Below are 15025 nucleotides of genomic sequence, written 5' to 3' on the forward strand. Positions count from 1 at the left end.
CAAATCGGTGGACTTTTTCCGAGGGCCGAATCGTCCACCGAATAAGCATTTAACTCATTGATTTGCATCGTATTTCATCTTGACGCAAAAGGCTCTTGAAAGTAATTTTGCAACCTGTAAATACGATGTTATGGAAAGGACAACCTGCACGCTGATTTACTACCTGCGCAAGACCCGGATCGACAAGGAAGGGAAAGCGCCGATTTATGTACGCCTCACAGTCAACGGCCAACGTGCCGAAGTTTGTGCTCGGGCCCGCATCTTGCCCCGGTATTGGAATCAATCCCGAGGCAAGGCTGTGGAAAACAACCGGGAAGGCCGTGAGATTAACCGGCTGCTGGAGGCCATCTCGTTCAATATTGCGCAAACGCGACGCACGCTGGAGGCAGAAGGGAAAGAGATTACGGCTACGGGGATTATGGATCGCTACCTGGGCAAGGACCTTCCCGAACGCCATACCCTGATGGAGGTCTTTCGGGAACACAACAAACGGTGCCGGGCTTTGATCGGAATCGACTTCACCGCATCGACCGTACAGCGTTACGAGAGTCTGATGCGCATCACGGGGGAGTTTCTGCTAAAGGAGTATGGCTCCGAGGATCTCTATCTGGACGAATTGCCGGTCCATTTGGTCGAGGATTATGAGTTCTACATGAAGACCGAGAGACGATGCGTTCACAATACGGTGATGAAGAATCTGAAAAACTTCAAGAAGATCATCCGCATTGCGCAAAGCAACGGATGGGTTCCGAAGGACCCGTTTCACGGCAAACATATCCACATGGAGCCGGTCGACCGACCTTTTTTGGAGAAACAGGAGTTTTTGTCGATGCTCCACAAGGAGATCTCGATCCCTCGATTGGCGCAGGTCCGCGACATCTTCTGTTTCTGCTGTCTGACGGGGCTGGCCTTTACGGACGTGCAACAGCTCAAGGCGGAGCATCTCGTGGTGGACATCCACGGCAAGATCTGGATTCGCAAGGCGCGGCAGAAGACCAAGAACATGTGCAACATTCCGCTGCTCGACGAGGCGCAAAAGATCCTCGACCGTTACAGGGAACACCCCTACTGCCAGACGCGCGGCGTGCTGCTTCCCGTATGCAGCAACCAGAAGATGAACTCCTACTTGAAGGAGCTGGCCGACATCTGCGGCATCCCCAAAAATCTGTCGACTCATTGTGCGCGCCATACGTTCGCAACCCTGACGCTGGCCAGCGGCGCGACGATCGACAACGTTGCCAAGATGCTCGGCCATGCCAACGTCAACATGACGCGCCGCTATGCGAAGGTCCTCGACTCGTCGATTATGCGCGACATGGAAGTCGTCGCCGAAAATATGGCGTTGTAGCCCAATGACGGAGAGCTGAACCAACGGGAAATATCCCGGTTTTTATTCCAACGTAGTACCTCGGCTGTTTCCGGTTAACTTGGCTCCTCGTTGAGCCGGAACGAGTATTTGTAACTCGGAGTTTGAGATAGAGGGTTGTGCTTTCGCTGACAGGTTATTCGATGGATGATTTGGGGTTCGACTTGGGAGAACACCGCCCGCCTCGCAGAGCGAGGACCTTTGTCGGACAAACCGCCGGTTGTCGGACAAAGGTACACCTCGCTCCCGTCAGGCGGCGGGTACTGCTCCGGCATTCGCAGAGGACAATTCCTCTCCCGAAAGAGCATCTCCGAAACGAAAAATCACGGGCGGATTCTCCGCTGCAATATTACGAGAATCTTCAGGGATTAAAAAGCGCGGTTGTCGGCCATGCAAGGCCATAATCCTTTTCGGGAATCTTCTACTGTGATGCTCCTGCCCCCCCGGGTTCAACATCACCGAAATCGCCGAGGCCGCAGGCTTCGTCTCGCCCAGCCATTTCACCCGCATGTTCAAGACCCGGGGGGGCTCACCCATCCAACTGGCGCAAGACGCAGGGTGGAGAGAACTCCATTTGGTAACTCCGGCCGGCCTCTGACGGCCCCGAATTCTTGCCTAAACAACAATTTTTCTTGCCTAAACGACAAAATTGGCGGCCGGAACTTTCCAGTTCCGGTTTTTCTGTTAATTTTGTTCTCGAACCATGTCCCGAAACCAGGCTTCCCGGCTTCCATCCGAACAAAATTTCCAATACCATGAATAGATTGCTGACCCTATTGTTTGCGTTGGGCCTCCTCGCGGGCCCAACCTTCGGCCAGACGGCAGACAACCCCTCCGACCCTGCCCCGGCCGAGTATACCTTCCGCTTCGTGGCGGGCGACGACATGTTCTACATCCCGTGGAACGGCAACGGCGAAGAGCTCGACCGTCTGTTGGCCTGCATCGCGCAAAACAAGGCCGCCATCACGGAGGGCTCCGTTCCCGTTCTGGTCGACGGCTACTGCACCTCGCAGCCCTCGGAGGCCGAAAACCTCGCCTTGGCCAAGACGCGCTCCAACCGCGTGAAGACGGAGATGATTCTCCGCGGCGGGCTCACCGAGGAGTGCTTCACAACGAAAAACCATGCCGACAAAGGCAACTTCGTCACCGTGCGCCTCGTCATCCCCGCCACTCCGTCGGAGGCCGAGCTTGCAGCCCGCCGCGCTGCCGAGAAGGCCGAAGCCGAGCGTCTGGAGGCCGCGAAGCGCGCCGAAGAGGAGCGCCTTGCCGCCGAGCGGGCCGCCGCCGAAGAGCGCCGCAGAGCAGAAGAAGAGGCACGCCGGGCCGCCGAGGAGGCTGCCGCTGCCGCCCCCGCGGCCGAAGAGCCCGAGGAGAGTGAATGCTGCGCCATGGGCCTCGACCTGCGGGCCAACCTGCTGCGCTGGGCGACGCTGACGCCCGACCTCGGGCTGGAGTGGCGCATCTCCGACCGCTGGAGCCTGGGCGTAGGCGGCTCGTGGACCTCGTGGTCGTGGAACAACAAGCAGCGCCGCTACGCCCTCTGGGAGGTGGCTCCCGAGGTGCGTTATTATATGGGTAAGGCGCGGCGCGGCTACCTCGGCCTGATGTTCAAGACCGGCGCCTTCAACTTCAAGTTCTCCGAGACGGGACGCCAGGGCGACCTTCTGGGCGGCGGGCTGACCGGAGGCTACATCCTGCCGCTCGGCAAGCGCCTCTCGCTCGACTTCTCGCTCGGGCTCGGATACCTGAACGCCGACTATGAGAAATACACGGTCATCGACGGCGTGCGCGTGCGCCACGGCTCGGAGACCAGGGATTGGTGGGGCCCCGTTCATGCCGGCATCACCCTGAAGTGGAACCTTTTCTAAACCATGGAGGACGACGATATGAAACCAACACGATATATTCCGATTCTGGCCGCCGCAGCCACCGCGCTGCTGACCGCCTCCTGCGTCAAGGACACGCTCTACAACACGCCGCACCCCAACCACGGCAAGATTACCGTCACGGCCGACTGGTCGGCCCGCGGCGAGGGTATCGACATCCCCGCCACGTGGACAATCGCCATGGGCGACTATACGGGTACGGAGACCGCCGCCACCCACGCCCCCGACCATCTGTTCGCGCCGGGCAGCTACACCCTCGTGGCGTGGAACCCCGCCGAGGGCATCACCGTGAGCGGCACCACGGCCACCGTCGCCCCGGCCTCGGGCAGCCAGACGACGGGCACCTTCATCGACAACGCCCCGGGGTGGTTCTTCACCCATGCCGAACAGGTGTCGATTGAGAAGGACACCGACTACCCGTTTACCGCCGCGATGCGGCAGCAGGTGCGCGAACTGACGCTTGTCGTCGAACCAACGGGCGACGCCGCCCACCGCATCACGGAGATTGAGGCCAGCATCTCGGGCGTGGCCGGAACGCTCGACTTCGCAACCGATACCTACGGAGCCGCTTCGAACGTCGTGCTGCCCTTCACCAGGATTACCTCGGGGGCCGATGCCGGCAAGTGGAAAGCCACGGTGCGGCTGCTGGGCATCACGGGCGGCGAGCAGCTGCTGACGGGTGAAATCCGCTATGCTGACGGCAACCCGGCCCCCACCACGCTGGAGAGCGACCTTACGGAAGCCCTCGCGGCCTTCAACACCGCGAAGAGCGAACCGATGACCCTCGGCGGAACGCTGGAAACACCAGATGAAGTGGAAATCCAAGGGGCCACCATATCAGGTTGGGAAGAAATAGATAATGGTGAAGTAGACGCAGATTTGTAACTGATAAAATGACCGATATAATGAAGACAAGATTTTTTGCACTTGCAGCACTCGCCCTCTCACTGGCCGCCTGCACACAGGACGAACCGGCTGACGACAATCGTCTGCCCGAAGGTGAATATCCCGTAGTCATCCGTGCCACCGGACTGTCCGTAGAGGCAACGCCACAGGCAGCTCCATCCACCCGTGCCACCGTGGACGGCGACTGGCAGGGCGTACAGACCGTAGCACTCAAGACGGGCGACGCAGTAAAGGAATACACCGTAACGGCTACGGATGCCGACGGATACAAGAGCGCCACGCTCTCATGCGAGAACGACCCGCACTACTGGACCAGCCGCGACCCGATTACCGTATCGGCATGGTGGCCCCTCGATGATACAGACATCACACGGATGCCTGCCGTGAAGGTGACCGGAGACCAGAGCACGCTGGCCGCGTTCCAAGGCAGCGACTTCATCTCCGCCATCGACCAAACGGTGGAATTTGACGACCCGACTCTTGAATTTACCCACCGCACGGCACGCATGGCCATCGAACTGAAACCCGGTACGGGATTCACGAGCGTGGACGGTGCCACGGTGAGCCTCGTGAGCCTGTCCACCGATAACGAAAACCCGACCGCCATCCAGACCTACCACGCAAGCGGCAACAGCTACGAGGCACTGACCGCCCCGCAGACCGTTGCGAAAGGCGAGCCGTTCATCCGCGTGGAACTTGGCGGCGGCAACTTCTACTTCCGCCCGCAGAACGACGTCGTGCTGGAGGCGGGCAACCGCTATACCTACACCGTCAAGGTGAACGCCACCGGCCTGACGCTGGAGGGCTGCACCATCGGCGGCTGGGAACCCGGCCAAGGCGAGAGCGGCGCAGCCGAGGATTTGGGCTACATCTACGACACCACCACCAAGACCTACACGGTCTATAACGCAGACGGCCTGCTGGCATGGAACGAAGCTGCACAAAAAGACCAATCGATAAATTGTACCCTCTCCGCCGACATCAACATGGCGGGTAAGGAATGGACAAGGATAGGCATATGGCCAGGTTACTCCGGCATCTTTAATGGGCAAGGGCACAGCATTACGGGATTAAGCTTATCAGCAAGTTGTACTGAGCTTTTTGGTCTATTAAATGAAGATGGAGTGATAAAGAACCTACAACTCGTAGATGTGAATCTGTATGGCAATAGTGGAGGAGCAGCTGGAATAGTGTCTCAAAATAATGGTCAAATCATTGCCTGCTCCGTGACGGGAAATATTTCCGCATATAGTACAACTTGTGGTATAGCCAATTCAAATTATGGCAGTATCATCGCTTGCTGGTTCGACGGCACATTGAAAGAGAATGAATGTGGAGCTATAGTAGATTATAACTACAGTACTATAACTTCCTGTTATTGGGGAGGCAATGCCGGGCAAGGTGTATATCATAATCAAGGAGGAACGGTAGATGTTACGAAGGTGGACGGCGTGATCGTGAAATGGCAGACAGCCGTGGATGGCATGAACGCCGCCCTCACCGGCAACGACTACCAGTGGGCACGCGGCACCGACGGCCTGCCCGTACTGCAAAAGAAACAATAACAACCCCTAAACAACACGCATCATGAAACGAACAACCATCCATATATCCGCAGCCCTCGCCCTGCTGCTCGGCTTTACCGCCTGCACGCGGGACGAAGCGGGCTTCCTGCCGGAAGGGGCGGAAGGCACACCCATCGTCTTCACCGCCACGGGGCTGAACCCCGCGGCGACCGCCACCGCCGGCACCCGTGCCCCGGTGGACGGCGACTGGGAGGGCGTGCAGAGCGTGGCAGTCAGGATGGACGGCACGGTGAAGGCGTACGACGTGACGCCCACCACCGACCGCACCGGCGCCATGCTGACCTCCGATGACCCGCACTACTGGACCAACCACGATGACATCACCGTCACGGCGTGGTGGCCCTACACCGAAGGCGAGACCACCCCGCCTGCCGTGGTGGTAAGAGCCGACCAAAGTTCGCCGACTGACTTCGAGGGAAGCGACTTTATTTCCGCCGAGAACCAGCCGGTGAGCTACGGCAACCCCACGCTCCGCTTCACCCACCGCACGGCGCGGGTCACCGTCATCCTGACGGACTACACCGAGGGGATGGCGTCCGTCAAGTTGACCGGCCTCTCCACCGAGAACGGCAACCCGGCCGAAATCGCCCCGTATGACAAGGGCGGTGACACCTACACCGCCCTCGTAGCCCCGCAAAGTGTGGCAACGGGCACGGCCTTCATCACCTGCGCCTTCACCAACGGCAAGGTCTTCGTCTATAAGATGCAGAGCGATACCCACTGGCAGGCGGGCGAGGAATATACCTACACCGTCTCCCTCGCCGCGGCAAAAGACCCGGGATACACCGTATCTGAGGACGGCAAGACCTACGAGGTCTACAACGCCGAGGGCCTGAAGAACATCGCCGAACTGGTGAACGAAGAATGGAAGTTAGGCATCAATATCACCCTGACCGACAACATCGACTTGACGGGCATCGACTGGACACCGATAGGCAAAGATGATAACAAAGCATACACCGGCACCTTCGACGGCAATGGCAAGACCATCACGGGGCTGACCGTTACGGGAAGTTATAAATATGCAGGCCTGTTCGGAGATATCGACGAGAACGGCACGGTGAAGAACGTGGTGCTGGAGGGCGTACAGATAACAAGCGACAACAGTTCGGGCTATGCCGGCGGCGTGGCAGGAGATAGCTGGGGTACCATTGAAAACTGCTCGGTGTCGGGCAGCGTCAGCGGCACAACGTTCGCAGGTGGCGTGGTGGGCTCTCAATGGGGCGGTTCCATCACCGGGTGCAACTCCTCGGCCACAGTGAAGGGCGTGATCTTTGCCGGCGGCATAGCGGGAGAAACGAATAGTGGGGCCTCCCTGACCGGCTGCTACGCCACGGGTGACGTGACCGTTGAAAACGACGGTACGAACAACTCCCATGCCGGCGGCGTGGTGGGATACAACGGAGGTTGCACCCTGACCGCCTGCTATGCCACGGGCAGCGTGACCGGTAGCGGAAGCGGCACCATCTATGTAGGCGGCGTAACGGGAAGCAACAATTTAGGCATCCTGACTGCCTGCTACCATGCCAAGGGAGATGTCAGCGGCCCGACCGGAACCACAGGCGGCGTGGCGGGAAGGAACTTCAAGGGCTCCATGTCTGGTGGCGGTATCATCACCGCCTGCTACTGGGGAGGCAACGGTCAGGAACAAGGCATCGGTGAAGACCAGGTAGGTACCGGCGGAACCACACAGGTGACGGACGGCCTCTGGCAGAATGCCCTTGCCCACATGAACGCCGCCCTGAGCGGTAAAGGCTGGCAGTACGAACTCAAAGACGGAAACAGCCTGCCTACCTTGAAGAAAGAACAGTAAACCGTCGGGCGGGAAAAGTTCCGCTTGAAACGGAAAAAAACCGAAGTATAACCCCAATAAAGAAAGGAACTCCCATTCCGGGCGGGAGTATTGTGCCCGGTAACATCATACAGACACCGCAGCCCGCTACCGCAAGGTCAGTGGGCTGTATTTCTTACACCTGCGCACCAAGATAGCGGCAGTTGCTTTTTTCTGAAAAAACGATTACTTTTAGGTCGTAAAAGAGCACAAGGCAAGCAAAATGTAATTCGATGCGATTGTGAAGACACCTAATCGGTGGACAACGTTTTGTAATTGCGTATCTTGCTGATAATCTTTCTGGTGTGGGCAAATGTTCATTTCCCCTACGCACCGCCAGAGAGGGGGCCGGAGAAGGAGAAGAGAAGGGCAGTAAGAAAGCCCGAAGTTCCGTAGAAACAGATGAAAGCCTTGTAAACTATCGTTTACAAGGCTTTTTTTATTTTAGGATTCTCTGCAAGAGAAAGCAAAAAACAACCGGGTGGGGAGTTTATCAAGGAGATATTCAGCACAATGCGTATCATCATGATTTGCGGCGTATGATGAGAAAGGGCATAAAAAGGCGTGGCCGGAATTCCGGCCACGCCCCTTAAACGCTCACCCTTTGCGATTACTCCAACGCTCCGGTGCTTCTGAGGTATTCGGTCTCGTAGATTCGGTACTGCGTCTGCGCCTCGATGAGATTGCTCTCGGCCTGCTGCCACTGCGACTGGGCATCGAGGAGGTCAGTCAGCGGTGCCATCTTCGCAGCATACCGGTTACGCATCACGCGCAGGTTCTCTTCGGCCTGCCGCAAGGCCAGTCCGGCCGTCTGAATCATCCGGTAACCGTCCTCGACGTTGCGGATTGCCTGCTCGACCTCGAGCGTCATCAGGCGCGTATTCTTCTGCAGGTCGAGCTGCGCGTTCTGCAGCTCGTAACGCGCCTTGCGAACCTTCTTGCGGCTCGCGCCCCAGTGGAAAATCGGAATCTTCACGGCCACCATCGCCATTCCCAGTCCGTCGCGAAACTCCTGCGTATAGGGAAGGTAGTTGCCGCCTCCGGCATCGACCATGCTATGCAGCTTGATGTTGCCGTAGTAGGTATAACCGAGCGAAAGCCCCGCCGTGGGGAGCATCGCCGAACGGGCATCGCGAATCTGCTGCTCGCCGATGGCCACCTGCTGTTCGAGCATCCGCAATTCGGGCCGGGCATCGAGCTCGGCCGACAGGAGACCGGGCGCCGACGGCTGGAAGAGCGTATCGGTCGGCACGGGACGCTGGTCGCTATCCACGCCAATCACCCGACACAACGACATGCGGCACAAGTCGGCTCCGTTGCGGGCCTTCTGGAGCTGGTAGTGGATTTCGCTGCGCTTGGCTTCGATGCGCAGCCGGTCGTTCTCGATGGCCATGCCGGTCTGGAAAGCCACCGATACCTGGTCATAGAGCGTATCCATCTGCGCGGCGTAGCTTTCGAGCATGCACACCTTGCGGTCGACGGCCACCAGTGTCCAGTAGGCGTTGTCGGCCTCGACCAGCACATCCATGCGCGTCATGCGCTGCTGCTCGCCGGCCACCTCTTCACCGATGCGCGCCATACGACGGGCGGCCGAAATCTTGCCGCCGGCATAGAGCGGCTGCGTGAGGGTGAGTCCCGCCATGTAGGTGCCGCGCATGCGCAGCTCCATGCCCATCATGTCGATATCAGGCATGACATAGGCACCCGTCGCCGAACCTTCGATTTTCGGAAGAGCGGCCGCCGAGGCGATGCGACGGTCCAGACGCGCCTGCTCGAGGCGGATATCGGCCTGCTGCAGCTCCTCGCTGTGGGCAAGCGCCCGTTCGCGGCACTCGGCCAGCGAGAGCGGCAGCGGCTGCTGGGCCCGCGTCGCAAGGACCGACAGCAGGGCTGCTCCCAGAAGTGCATATATGGGTTTGATTTTCATCTCTTAAGCGTTTTGAGGTTTGCGAATCCGGAACATGGCCGCATAGAAGAGCGGCAGCAGCACCAGCGTGATGATTGTACCGACCGTAAGGCCGCCCATGATGGTCAGGGCCATCGAGCCGTACATCGGGTCGCCGACCAGCGGTATCATTCCGACGATGGTCGTCAGTGAGGCCATCAGCACGGGCCGCACACGCGAGACGGTCGCCTCGATGACGGCCGTATAGGGCGACTGGTACTCCTCGGTCTGCAGCCGGTTGATTTCGTCGACCAGCACGATGGCGTTCTTGACCATCATGCCGATGAGTCCCATCATGCCGATGATGGCCATGAAGGTGAGCGGCTGTCCCGTCAGGAGCAGCGAGGGGGTGATGCCGCAGAAGACAAACGGGAAGCAAAGGAGGATGAGCAGCACCTTGCGCCAGCTGTTGAACAGCGCCAGCAGGATGGCCAGAATCAGGAAGATGGTCAGCGGCAGGTACTTCATCAGATTGCCGATGGCCTCACCCTGCAGCTCGCCTTCGCCCACCCAGCGCATCGTATAACCGTCGGGCAGCGCGATGGCCTCGATTTCGGGACGGATGGACTCGACAACGCGGGCCGGCGTCGCCTCGTCGCAGTCGGGGTTGGGGTCACACTCCGCCTCGATAACCCTCCGTCCATTCATCCTCAGCACCACATCCTCGTCCCAGTCGAGGCGGATGTCGCGCACGGCATTTCCGAGCGGCATGGCGCGGAACATGCGCTCCTGCAGCTCGCTCATCCCGCGACCGCCGGCCAACGCACCCTGCAGCTCCTCGTTGCTCATACGCAGGTTCATCATGCTCCAGACGGGTATCTCGTCGAGGTTGCGGATGCGGCTGCCGTCGTCGTTGCGCACCTGGAGGTTCAACGTCACCATCCGCTCCTGGTCGTTCAGCACGCCGACCGGCATGCCGTCGGTGGCAGCCAGCAGGGCGTTGGCCACATCTCCACGGCCGATTCCGGCCCGCAGGGCATCCTGCTGGTTGAACTCGGCAACGAGCGCCTTGCCCTTCGGTTTCCAGTTGTTCTGCACGGAGTAGACATCGACATAGGGCGAGTGGCGCATGATGGCCTCGGCCTGCGCGCTCAGCTCGCGCAGCACGGCCGGGTCGGGACCCGCAAACTCCACCTCGACGGTATGCGACGTCGAAATCGAGAAGTTGTACTTGCGGATGCGGACATAGGCCTCGGGAAACTCCTCACGCAACTGCCGACGGATGTCGGGAATCGTCTTGAGAACGGTCTTGTAATCGGGGCAGTCGACAATCAGTTCACCGTAGCAGTCGCCGCCCGAGGTCATCGGACGCACCAGGCAATAGTGTGCCGGGGCGCTGCCCTGGCTGACAGCCACACGGTCGACGCCCGGATGGAGCCGCACGCTGTCGCTCATCTCGAGCAGACGGTCACGCACCCGGTCGGCATCCGTGGCCGAGGGGAAGAAGCACTCGACGACGAACTGCTTGTAGTCGAAGTCGGGGAAGAAGAGGTTCTTGACACGCGTCATGCCGAAGAGCGCAAGGGCCAGCACGGCAAAGGCCACGACAATCGTCGCCCGCTTGTACCCGATGAGGAAGGCGATTGTGCGGCGCACGAAGCGGTGGACCGGCGAGTTCATCACGGCCGGCTTCTGCGCTCCGGGCAGAGCTTTTTCGCGGGCCGGAAGCCACGACTTGGCACATACGGGCACCTGTACCAGCGCCAGCACCCAGCTGGCCAGCAGACTCACACACAGCACCAGAAAGAGGTCGCCGGCATATTCGCCCGCCGAATCGGGCGAGAGGTAGATGCCCAGAAAGGTCGAGGCGGCGATGACGGTCGCCCCGAGCAGCGGCAGGGCCGTATTGCGGCCGATGCGGTAGAGGTATGTTTTCGGGGAGAGGCCCCGCTTCTTGTCAATCAGGATGCCGTCCATAATCACCACGGCATTGTCGACCAACATGCCCATCGCCACGATGAAGGCACCGAGCGAGATGCGCTGCAGCGTCGTGCCGCACGTCAGCAGAATCGGGAATGAGACGGCCACCGTCAGCACCAGTCCGAACCCGATAATCAAACCGCTGCGGAATCCCATGGTGAAGATGAGCACCAGGATGACTATCACGACCGACTCCAGCAGGTTCCACATGAACGACGAGATGGCCTCCGAAACCTTGTCGGGCTGGAAGAAAATCTTCTCCGTACGGAAGCCGGCCGGAAGCTGCTTCATGGCCTCCTCGAGCCGTGCATCGACCGCCTTGCCCACATCCGGAACGATGGCCGAGGACTCCATGGCGATGCAAAGGGCCAGGGCGGGTTTTCCGTCCACGAAGAACCCGTTGCGCTGCGGTGAGGCGTAGCCCCGCTCGACACGGGCCACATCGCCGATGCGCATCTGACGGCTGTCCATCGTGCGGATTTCCAGATTGCGAATCTCCTCCACGTCGTCGGCCGCCGAATCGACATAGAGGGCGATGCGTTCGTCGCCGCTCAGATAGGCCCCGGCGTTGACCGTCTTGCCGGCCTGCTGCAGCGCCGAGGTTATCTGCGTCGGAATCACTCCGTTGCGCGCTATCTGCTCCTTCGAGAGGATGATGTTGATTACCTCGTCGCGGTTGCCGGCGATGTTAATCCGCTTGACGCCCTTCACGTCGAGCAGTTCACGCCGCAGATACTTGGCATAGCGGTACATCTCGGGATAGCCGTATCCGTCGGCCGTCAGCGCATAGAAGATGCCGTAGACATCCATCATGTCGTCGATGACCACCGGGTCGTAGCACCCCTGGGGCAGGCGCGACGCAACGTCGCTCACCTTGCGGCGCAGTAGGTCGAAGTGCTGCTCCAGGTCCCGGTTCAGCACCGTCATCTGGAACTCAACAGTCAGCAGCACCGAGCCGTTGCGGCACTCGCTCTTCACCTTCTTGACGTTGGGCAGCGCCCGCAGCTCGTCCTCCATCAGCTGGGCCACCTTCAGCTCCACTTCGTGGGCGCTCGCTCCGGGGCAGGGAACCACGACCATCGCCTGCTTGACCGCCACGGCCGGGTCCTCGAGCTTGGGCATGTAGAGGAACGACAGCACTCCGGCGATGAGGATGGCTCCCACAAGCGACCAGAACAACACCGGCCGCCGCATGAAAAATTCGGTCAGCTTCATCTTCATCACAACAGCCCTCCCACATTGGTTTGACTCGGCTCGGCCACCACACGGACCTTCTCGCCCTCTTCAAGAGCCGACACTCCGGCCCGAACAACCCATTCGCCGCCATCGAGCCCTCCGACAACGACGGCCCGGCCTTCAGCATCGGTATTGCCGAGCACAACGGCCCGGCGCCGCACGGTCGAATCGGCGCCGAAGACCCACACGCTGGGCGTCTCCCCCTCGAGGAAGATGCTCCCGAACGGGAGAGCGTAACCCTGCCGGCCCGTCGTATCGGCCACGCCAATGAGCACCTCGACATTCATGCCGGCCGTCAGCCGCCGGTCGGGCTGTCCCGCAAAGGCGAGCGTCACATGGTAGAGCTGGTTGCCGTCGGCCCGGGGCGGCATGCCCGAAAGGCGCATCGGCATCTCCCCGTCGATACCCGCCGCACGGCAGGCGAAGTGCGTAAAGCGGTCGCGGCGACGGTACTCGACGGGCGGAATGTCGACCTCGACCTCCATGCGCGAGACATCGAGCAGCAAGAAAAGCGCCGTCCCGGCATCGACCATCTCCGCCGGCGAGAAGTTCACCTTCTGGATATAGCCGTCGGTCGGAGCGTAGAGCTTCGTATAGTTGAGTTTGTTGCGGTTGGCCTGCAGCTGTACGCCCAGCTGCCGCAGCCCGGCGCTGGCCTTCTCGAAGTCATTGGCCGAGACGCTCTTCTGCTCGAAAAGCTGCTTCGTGCGTTCGACCTCATCCTTGAGCTGGTCGTACTGGATTTGCAACGCCTCGACCGCCAGCCGGTAGTCGGCGTCGTCGAGTTCGGCGAGCAGCTCTCCGCGCCGCACGTAGTCACCCTCCTCCACGTGAATCCGGGCAATCTGTCCGGCCGTCTTGAATCCCAGGTTCACCTCGTGGGCCGCACGGACGACGCCCGAAAAGGTGCGGATTGTTTCGCCGCCCAGAAGCTCGGGCCGCGTCAGGCTCACCCTCTGTACGTAGGGTTCGTTGGACGGACTCCCCGCACAGCCGCACGTCAGGGCTGCAACCAGTGCAAGCCCGACGCTCTTTACTGCTGTCTTCATTGCCATCATTTTTGAAATTTTCACCGGCAAAGTTCCAGATTTTTCCGTGAAGGCTTTTGTCACATGCTGCCGTCATGTTGTTCGAAAGGATGGCAAAACAGACCTTTTGAGTGAAAAACAACCGATTTTCCTGTTTGAATCCGTATATTTGTCGACATAAAGCGAACGACAATGGATGAACTCCGGGACTTCAATGCACTCAATCTGGCGATGATACCCTTCGACGAGCAGGACTGCATCGTCGACAATCAGTTCTTTCTGGCCGGCGATTTCGGCGAAGCGGGGCCTTCGCGCAATTATTCGAGCGACCCGTCGATGGTTTCCATACTCACGGCACCGTATCCCTTCAAGATTCAGGCAGCCATGATGCAGTTGTGTCTGGGCGGGAGGATGCGCGTGCGGCTAAACCTCAATGAATACGAGCTGCACCGCAACTCGCTGTTGATAGTCACTCCGGGGTCCATCGGCCAATGCCTCGACATTTCGGCCGACTGCCGCATAGTGCTTATCGCCCTGTCGAACAGCTACATCATTTCGGAGCAGAACAGCGAAGGGGCGCTCATCGTGCGCAAGTTCCTTTCGCAGCAGTCGCTGCTCGAGCTCACCGAGGAGCAGACGTCCGAGATACTGGAACTCTGCCGGGCCCTGCGCAAAAAGCTCCGCCAGCCAGACTTCCGGTTCAAGCACGAGGTCCTGAAGGGCTACCTGCAGGTGCTCTACGGTGAAATCTGTCAGCTGATGGCCCCGCTGGTCGAGGAGCAGGACTCCCGACAGGGGTCGCGCAAAAGGCAGATTTTTGACCGTTTTCTCGAGGAGCTGCGGCAGCACTACGCCTCGCAGCGCAGCGTTCAGTTCTATGCCGACCGACTCTGCCTGACCCCGAAATACCTCTCGCAGGTGGTTTATGCCGTCAGCGGACGCCATGCCGGCGACTGGATTCGCGACTATGTGGTTCTCGAGGCCAAAGCGTTGCTGAAGAGCGGCCAATATACGGTTCAGCAGGTCGCCGACCTGCTGAATTTCGCCAATCAATCGTTTTTCGGGGTCTACTTCAAGAAGGCGGTCGGCTGTTCGCCGACTGCCTACAAGGAGATGTAGGTCTACACGTTCCTGCCGATGATTGCGGGGACAATGTTACCTGCCGGATACTCGGGGGAGGGTAGAGTACGGTCGGATGAGAATCACATTCCCGGCCGTTCCGGTCCCCGGCGGCTGTCTCTTTCGGCCACTCGCCACCTTGGCATGTACACTAAACGTGTTCCGAATGGAAAAACCAGGATGCGTATATATTCCGACCAAT

10 protein-coding genes are annotated in these 15025 nt (G+C 59.7%); 7 read left to right on the forward strand and 3 right to left on the reverse strand.

The genetic code is table 11. The features are described 5' to 3' along the window. Window positions 1-130: 130 nt before the first annotated feature. From C8267_RS01095 to C8267_RS01120, 6 genes are all read left to right on the forward strand, one after another. Window positions 131-1348, forward strand: a complete 1218-nt coding sequence (locus C8267_RS01095; protein WP_106633291.1) for a site-specific integrase — start codon at window positions 131-133, stop codon at window positions 1346-1348. 472 nt (window positions 1349-1820) lie between these two features. Further along, entirely contained in the window at window positions 1821-1964 is a 144-nt protein-coding gene (locus C8267_RS11150) for an AraC family transcriptional regulator (protein WP_106633355.1), read from the forward strand. A gap of 157 nt (window positions 1965-2121) precedes the next feature. Continuing rightward, window positions 2122-3234: a DUF3575 domain-containing protein gene (locus C8267_RS01105; RefSeq protein WP_106633356.1), complete on the forward strand. Its 1113-nt coding sequence runs from the start codon at window positions 2122-2124 to the stop codon at window positions 3232-3234. A gap of 18 nt (window positions 3235-3252) precedes the next feature. Further along, a complete protein-coding gene (locus C8267_RS01110) occupies window positions 3253-4137 on the forward strand; it encodes a FimB/Mfa2 family fimbrial subunit (RefSeq protein ID WP_106633724.1) in 885 nt (294 codons plus the stop codon). Window positions 4138-4157: 20 nt separating this feature from the next. Next, on the forward strand, window positions 4158-5723 hold the full coding sequence (locus tag C8267_RS01115; RefSeq protein WP_106633725.1) for a fimbrillin family protein: 1566 nt from the start codon (window positions 4158-4160) through the stop codon (window positions 5721-5723). A gap of 22 nt (window positions 5724-5745) precedes the next feature. Continuing rightward, a complete protein-coding gene (locus C8267_RS01120) occupies window positions 5746-7557 on the forward strand; it encodes a fimbrillin family protein (protein ID WP_106633357.1) in 1812 nt (603 codons plus the stop codon). Between the two features lie 628 nt (window positions 7558-8185). On the opposite strand, the gene C8267_RS01125 is transcribed toward C8267_RS01120, so the two are convergent. From C8267_RS01125 to C8267_RS01135, 3 genes are read right to left on the reverse strand one after another with little or no spacing between them, the layout of a single operon-like run. Next, a complete protein-coding gene (locus C8267_RS01125; RefSeq protein WP_106633358.1) occupies window positions 8186-9502 on the reverse strand; it encodes a TolC family protein in 1317 nt (438 codons plus the stop codon). A 3-nt stretch (window positions 9503-9505) separates the two neighbouring features. Beyond that, entirely contained in the window at window positions 9506-12661 is a 3156-nt protein-coding gene (locus C8267_RS01130) for an efflux RND transporter permease subunit (RefSeq protein ID WP_234025683.1), read from the reverse strand. Beyond that, window positions 12661-13725 (reverse strand): efflux RND transporter periplasmic adaptor subunit, encoded by a 1065-nt coding sequence (locus C8267_RS01135; protein WP_087361881.1) that lies wholly within the window; start codon window positions 13723-13725, stop codon window positions 12661-12663. Before C8267_RS01135 ends, C8267_RS01130 begins: the two co-directional genes overlap by 1 nt. Before the next feature lie 171 nt (window positions 13726-13896). Between C8267_RS01135 and C8267_RS01140 the strand changes: the two genes are divergently transcribed. Continuing rightward, the gene (locus C8267_RS01140; RefSeq protein ID WP_106633359.1) at window positions 13897-14823 is read left to right on the forward strand and encodes a helix-turn-helix domain-containing protein; all 927 of its coding nucleotides are present in this window, start codon (window positions 13897-13899) and stop codon (window positions 14821-14823) included. Window positions 14824-15025 lie beyond the last annotated feature (202 nt).

Origin of the sequence: Alistipes sp. Marseille-P5061, from assembly GCF_900290115.1 — a bacterium.
GTDB lineage: Bacteria > Bacteroidota > Bacteroidia > Bacteroidales > Rikenellaceae > Alistipes > Alistipes excrementigallinarum.

Bases quoted from the DNA above. Each gene is read 5' to 3' on its own strand.
- C8267_RS01095 (WP_106633291.1), top strand. From the start codon at position 131: ATGGAAAGGACAACCTGCACGCTGATTTACTACCTGCGCAAGACCCGG.
- C8267_RS01105 (WP_106633356.1), top strand. From the start codon at position 2,122: ATGAATAGATTGCTGACCCTATTGTTTGCGTTGGGCCTCCTCGCGGGC.
- C8267_RS01110 (WP_106633724.1), top strand. From the start codon at position 3,253: ATGAAACCAACACGATATATTCCGATTCTGGCCGCCGCAGCCACCGCG.
- C8267_RS01115 (WP_106633725.1), top strand. From the start codon at position 4,158: ATGAAGACAAGATTTTTTGCACTTGCAGCACTCGCCCTCTCACTGGCC.
- C8267_RS01120 (WP_106633357.1), top strand. From the start codon at position 5,746: ATGAAACGAACAACCATCCATATATCCGCAGCCCTCGCCCTGCTGCTC.
- C8267_RS01125 (WP_106633358.1), bottom strand. From the start codon at position 9,502: ATGAAAATCAAACCCATATATGCACTTCTGGGAGCAGCCCTGCTGTCG.
- C8267_RS01130 (WP_234025683.1), bottom strand. From the start codon at position 12,661: ATGAAGATGAAGCTGACCGAATTTTTCATGCGGCGGCCGGTGTTGTTC.
- C8267_RS01135 (WP_087361881.1), bottom strand. From the start codon at position 13,725: ATGAAGACAGCAGTAAAGAGCGTCGGGCTTGCACTGGTTGCAGCCCTG.
- C8267_RS01140 (WP_106633359.1), top strand. From the start codon at position 13,897: ATGGATGAACTCCGGGACTTCAATGCACTCAATCTGGCGATGATACCC.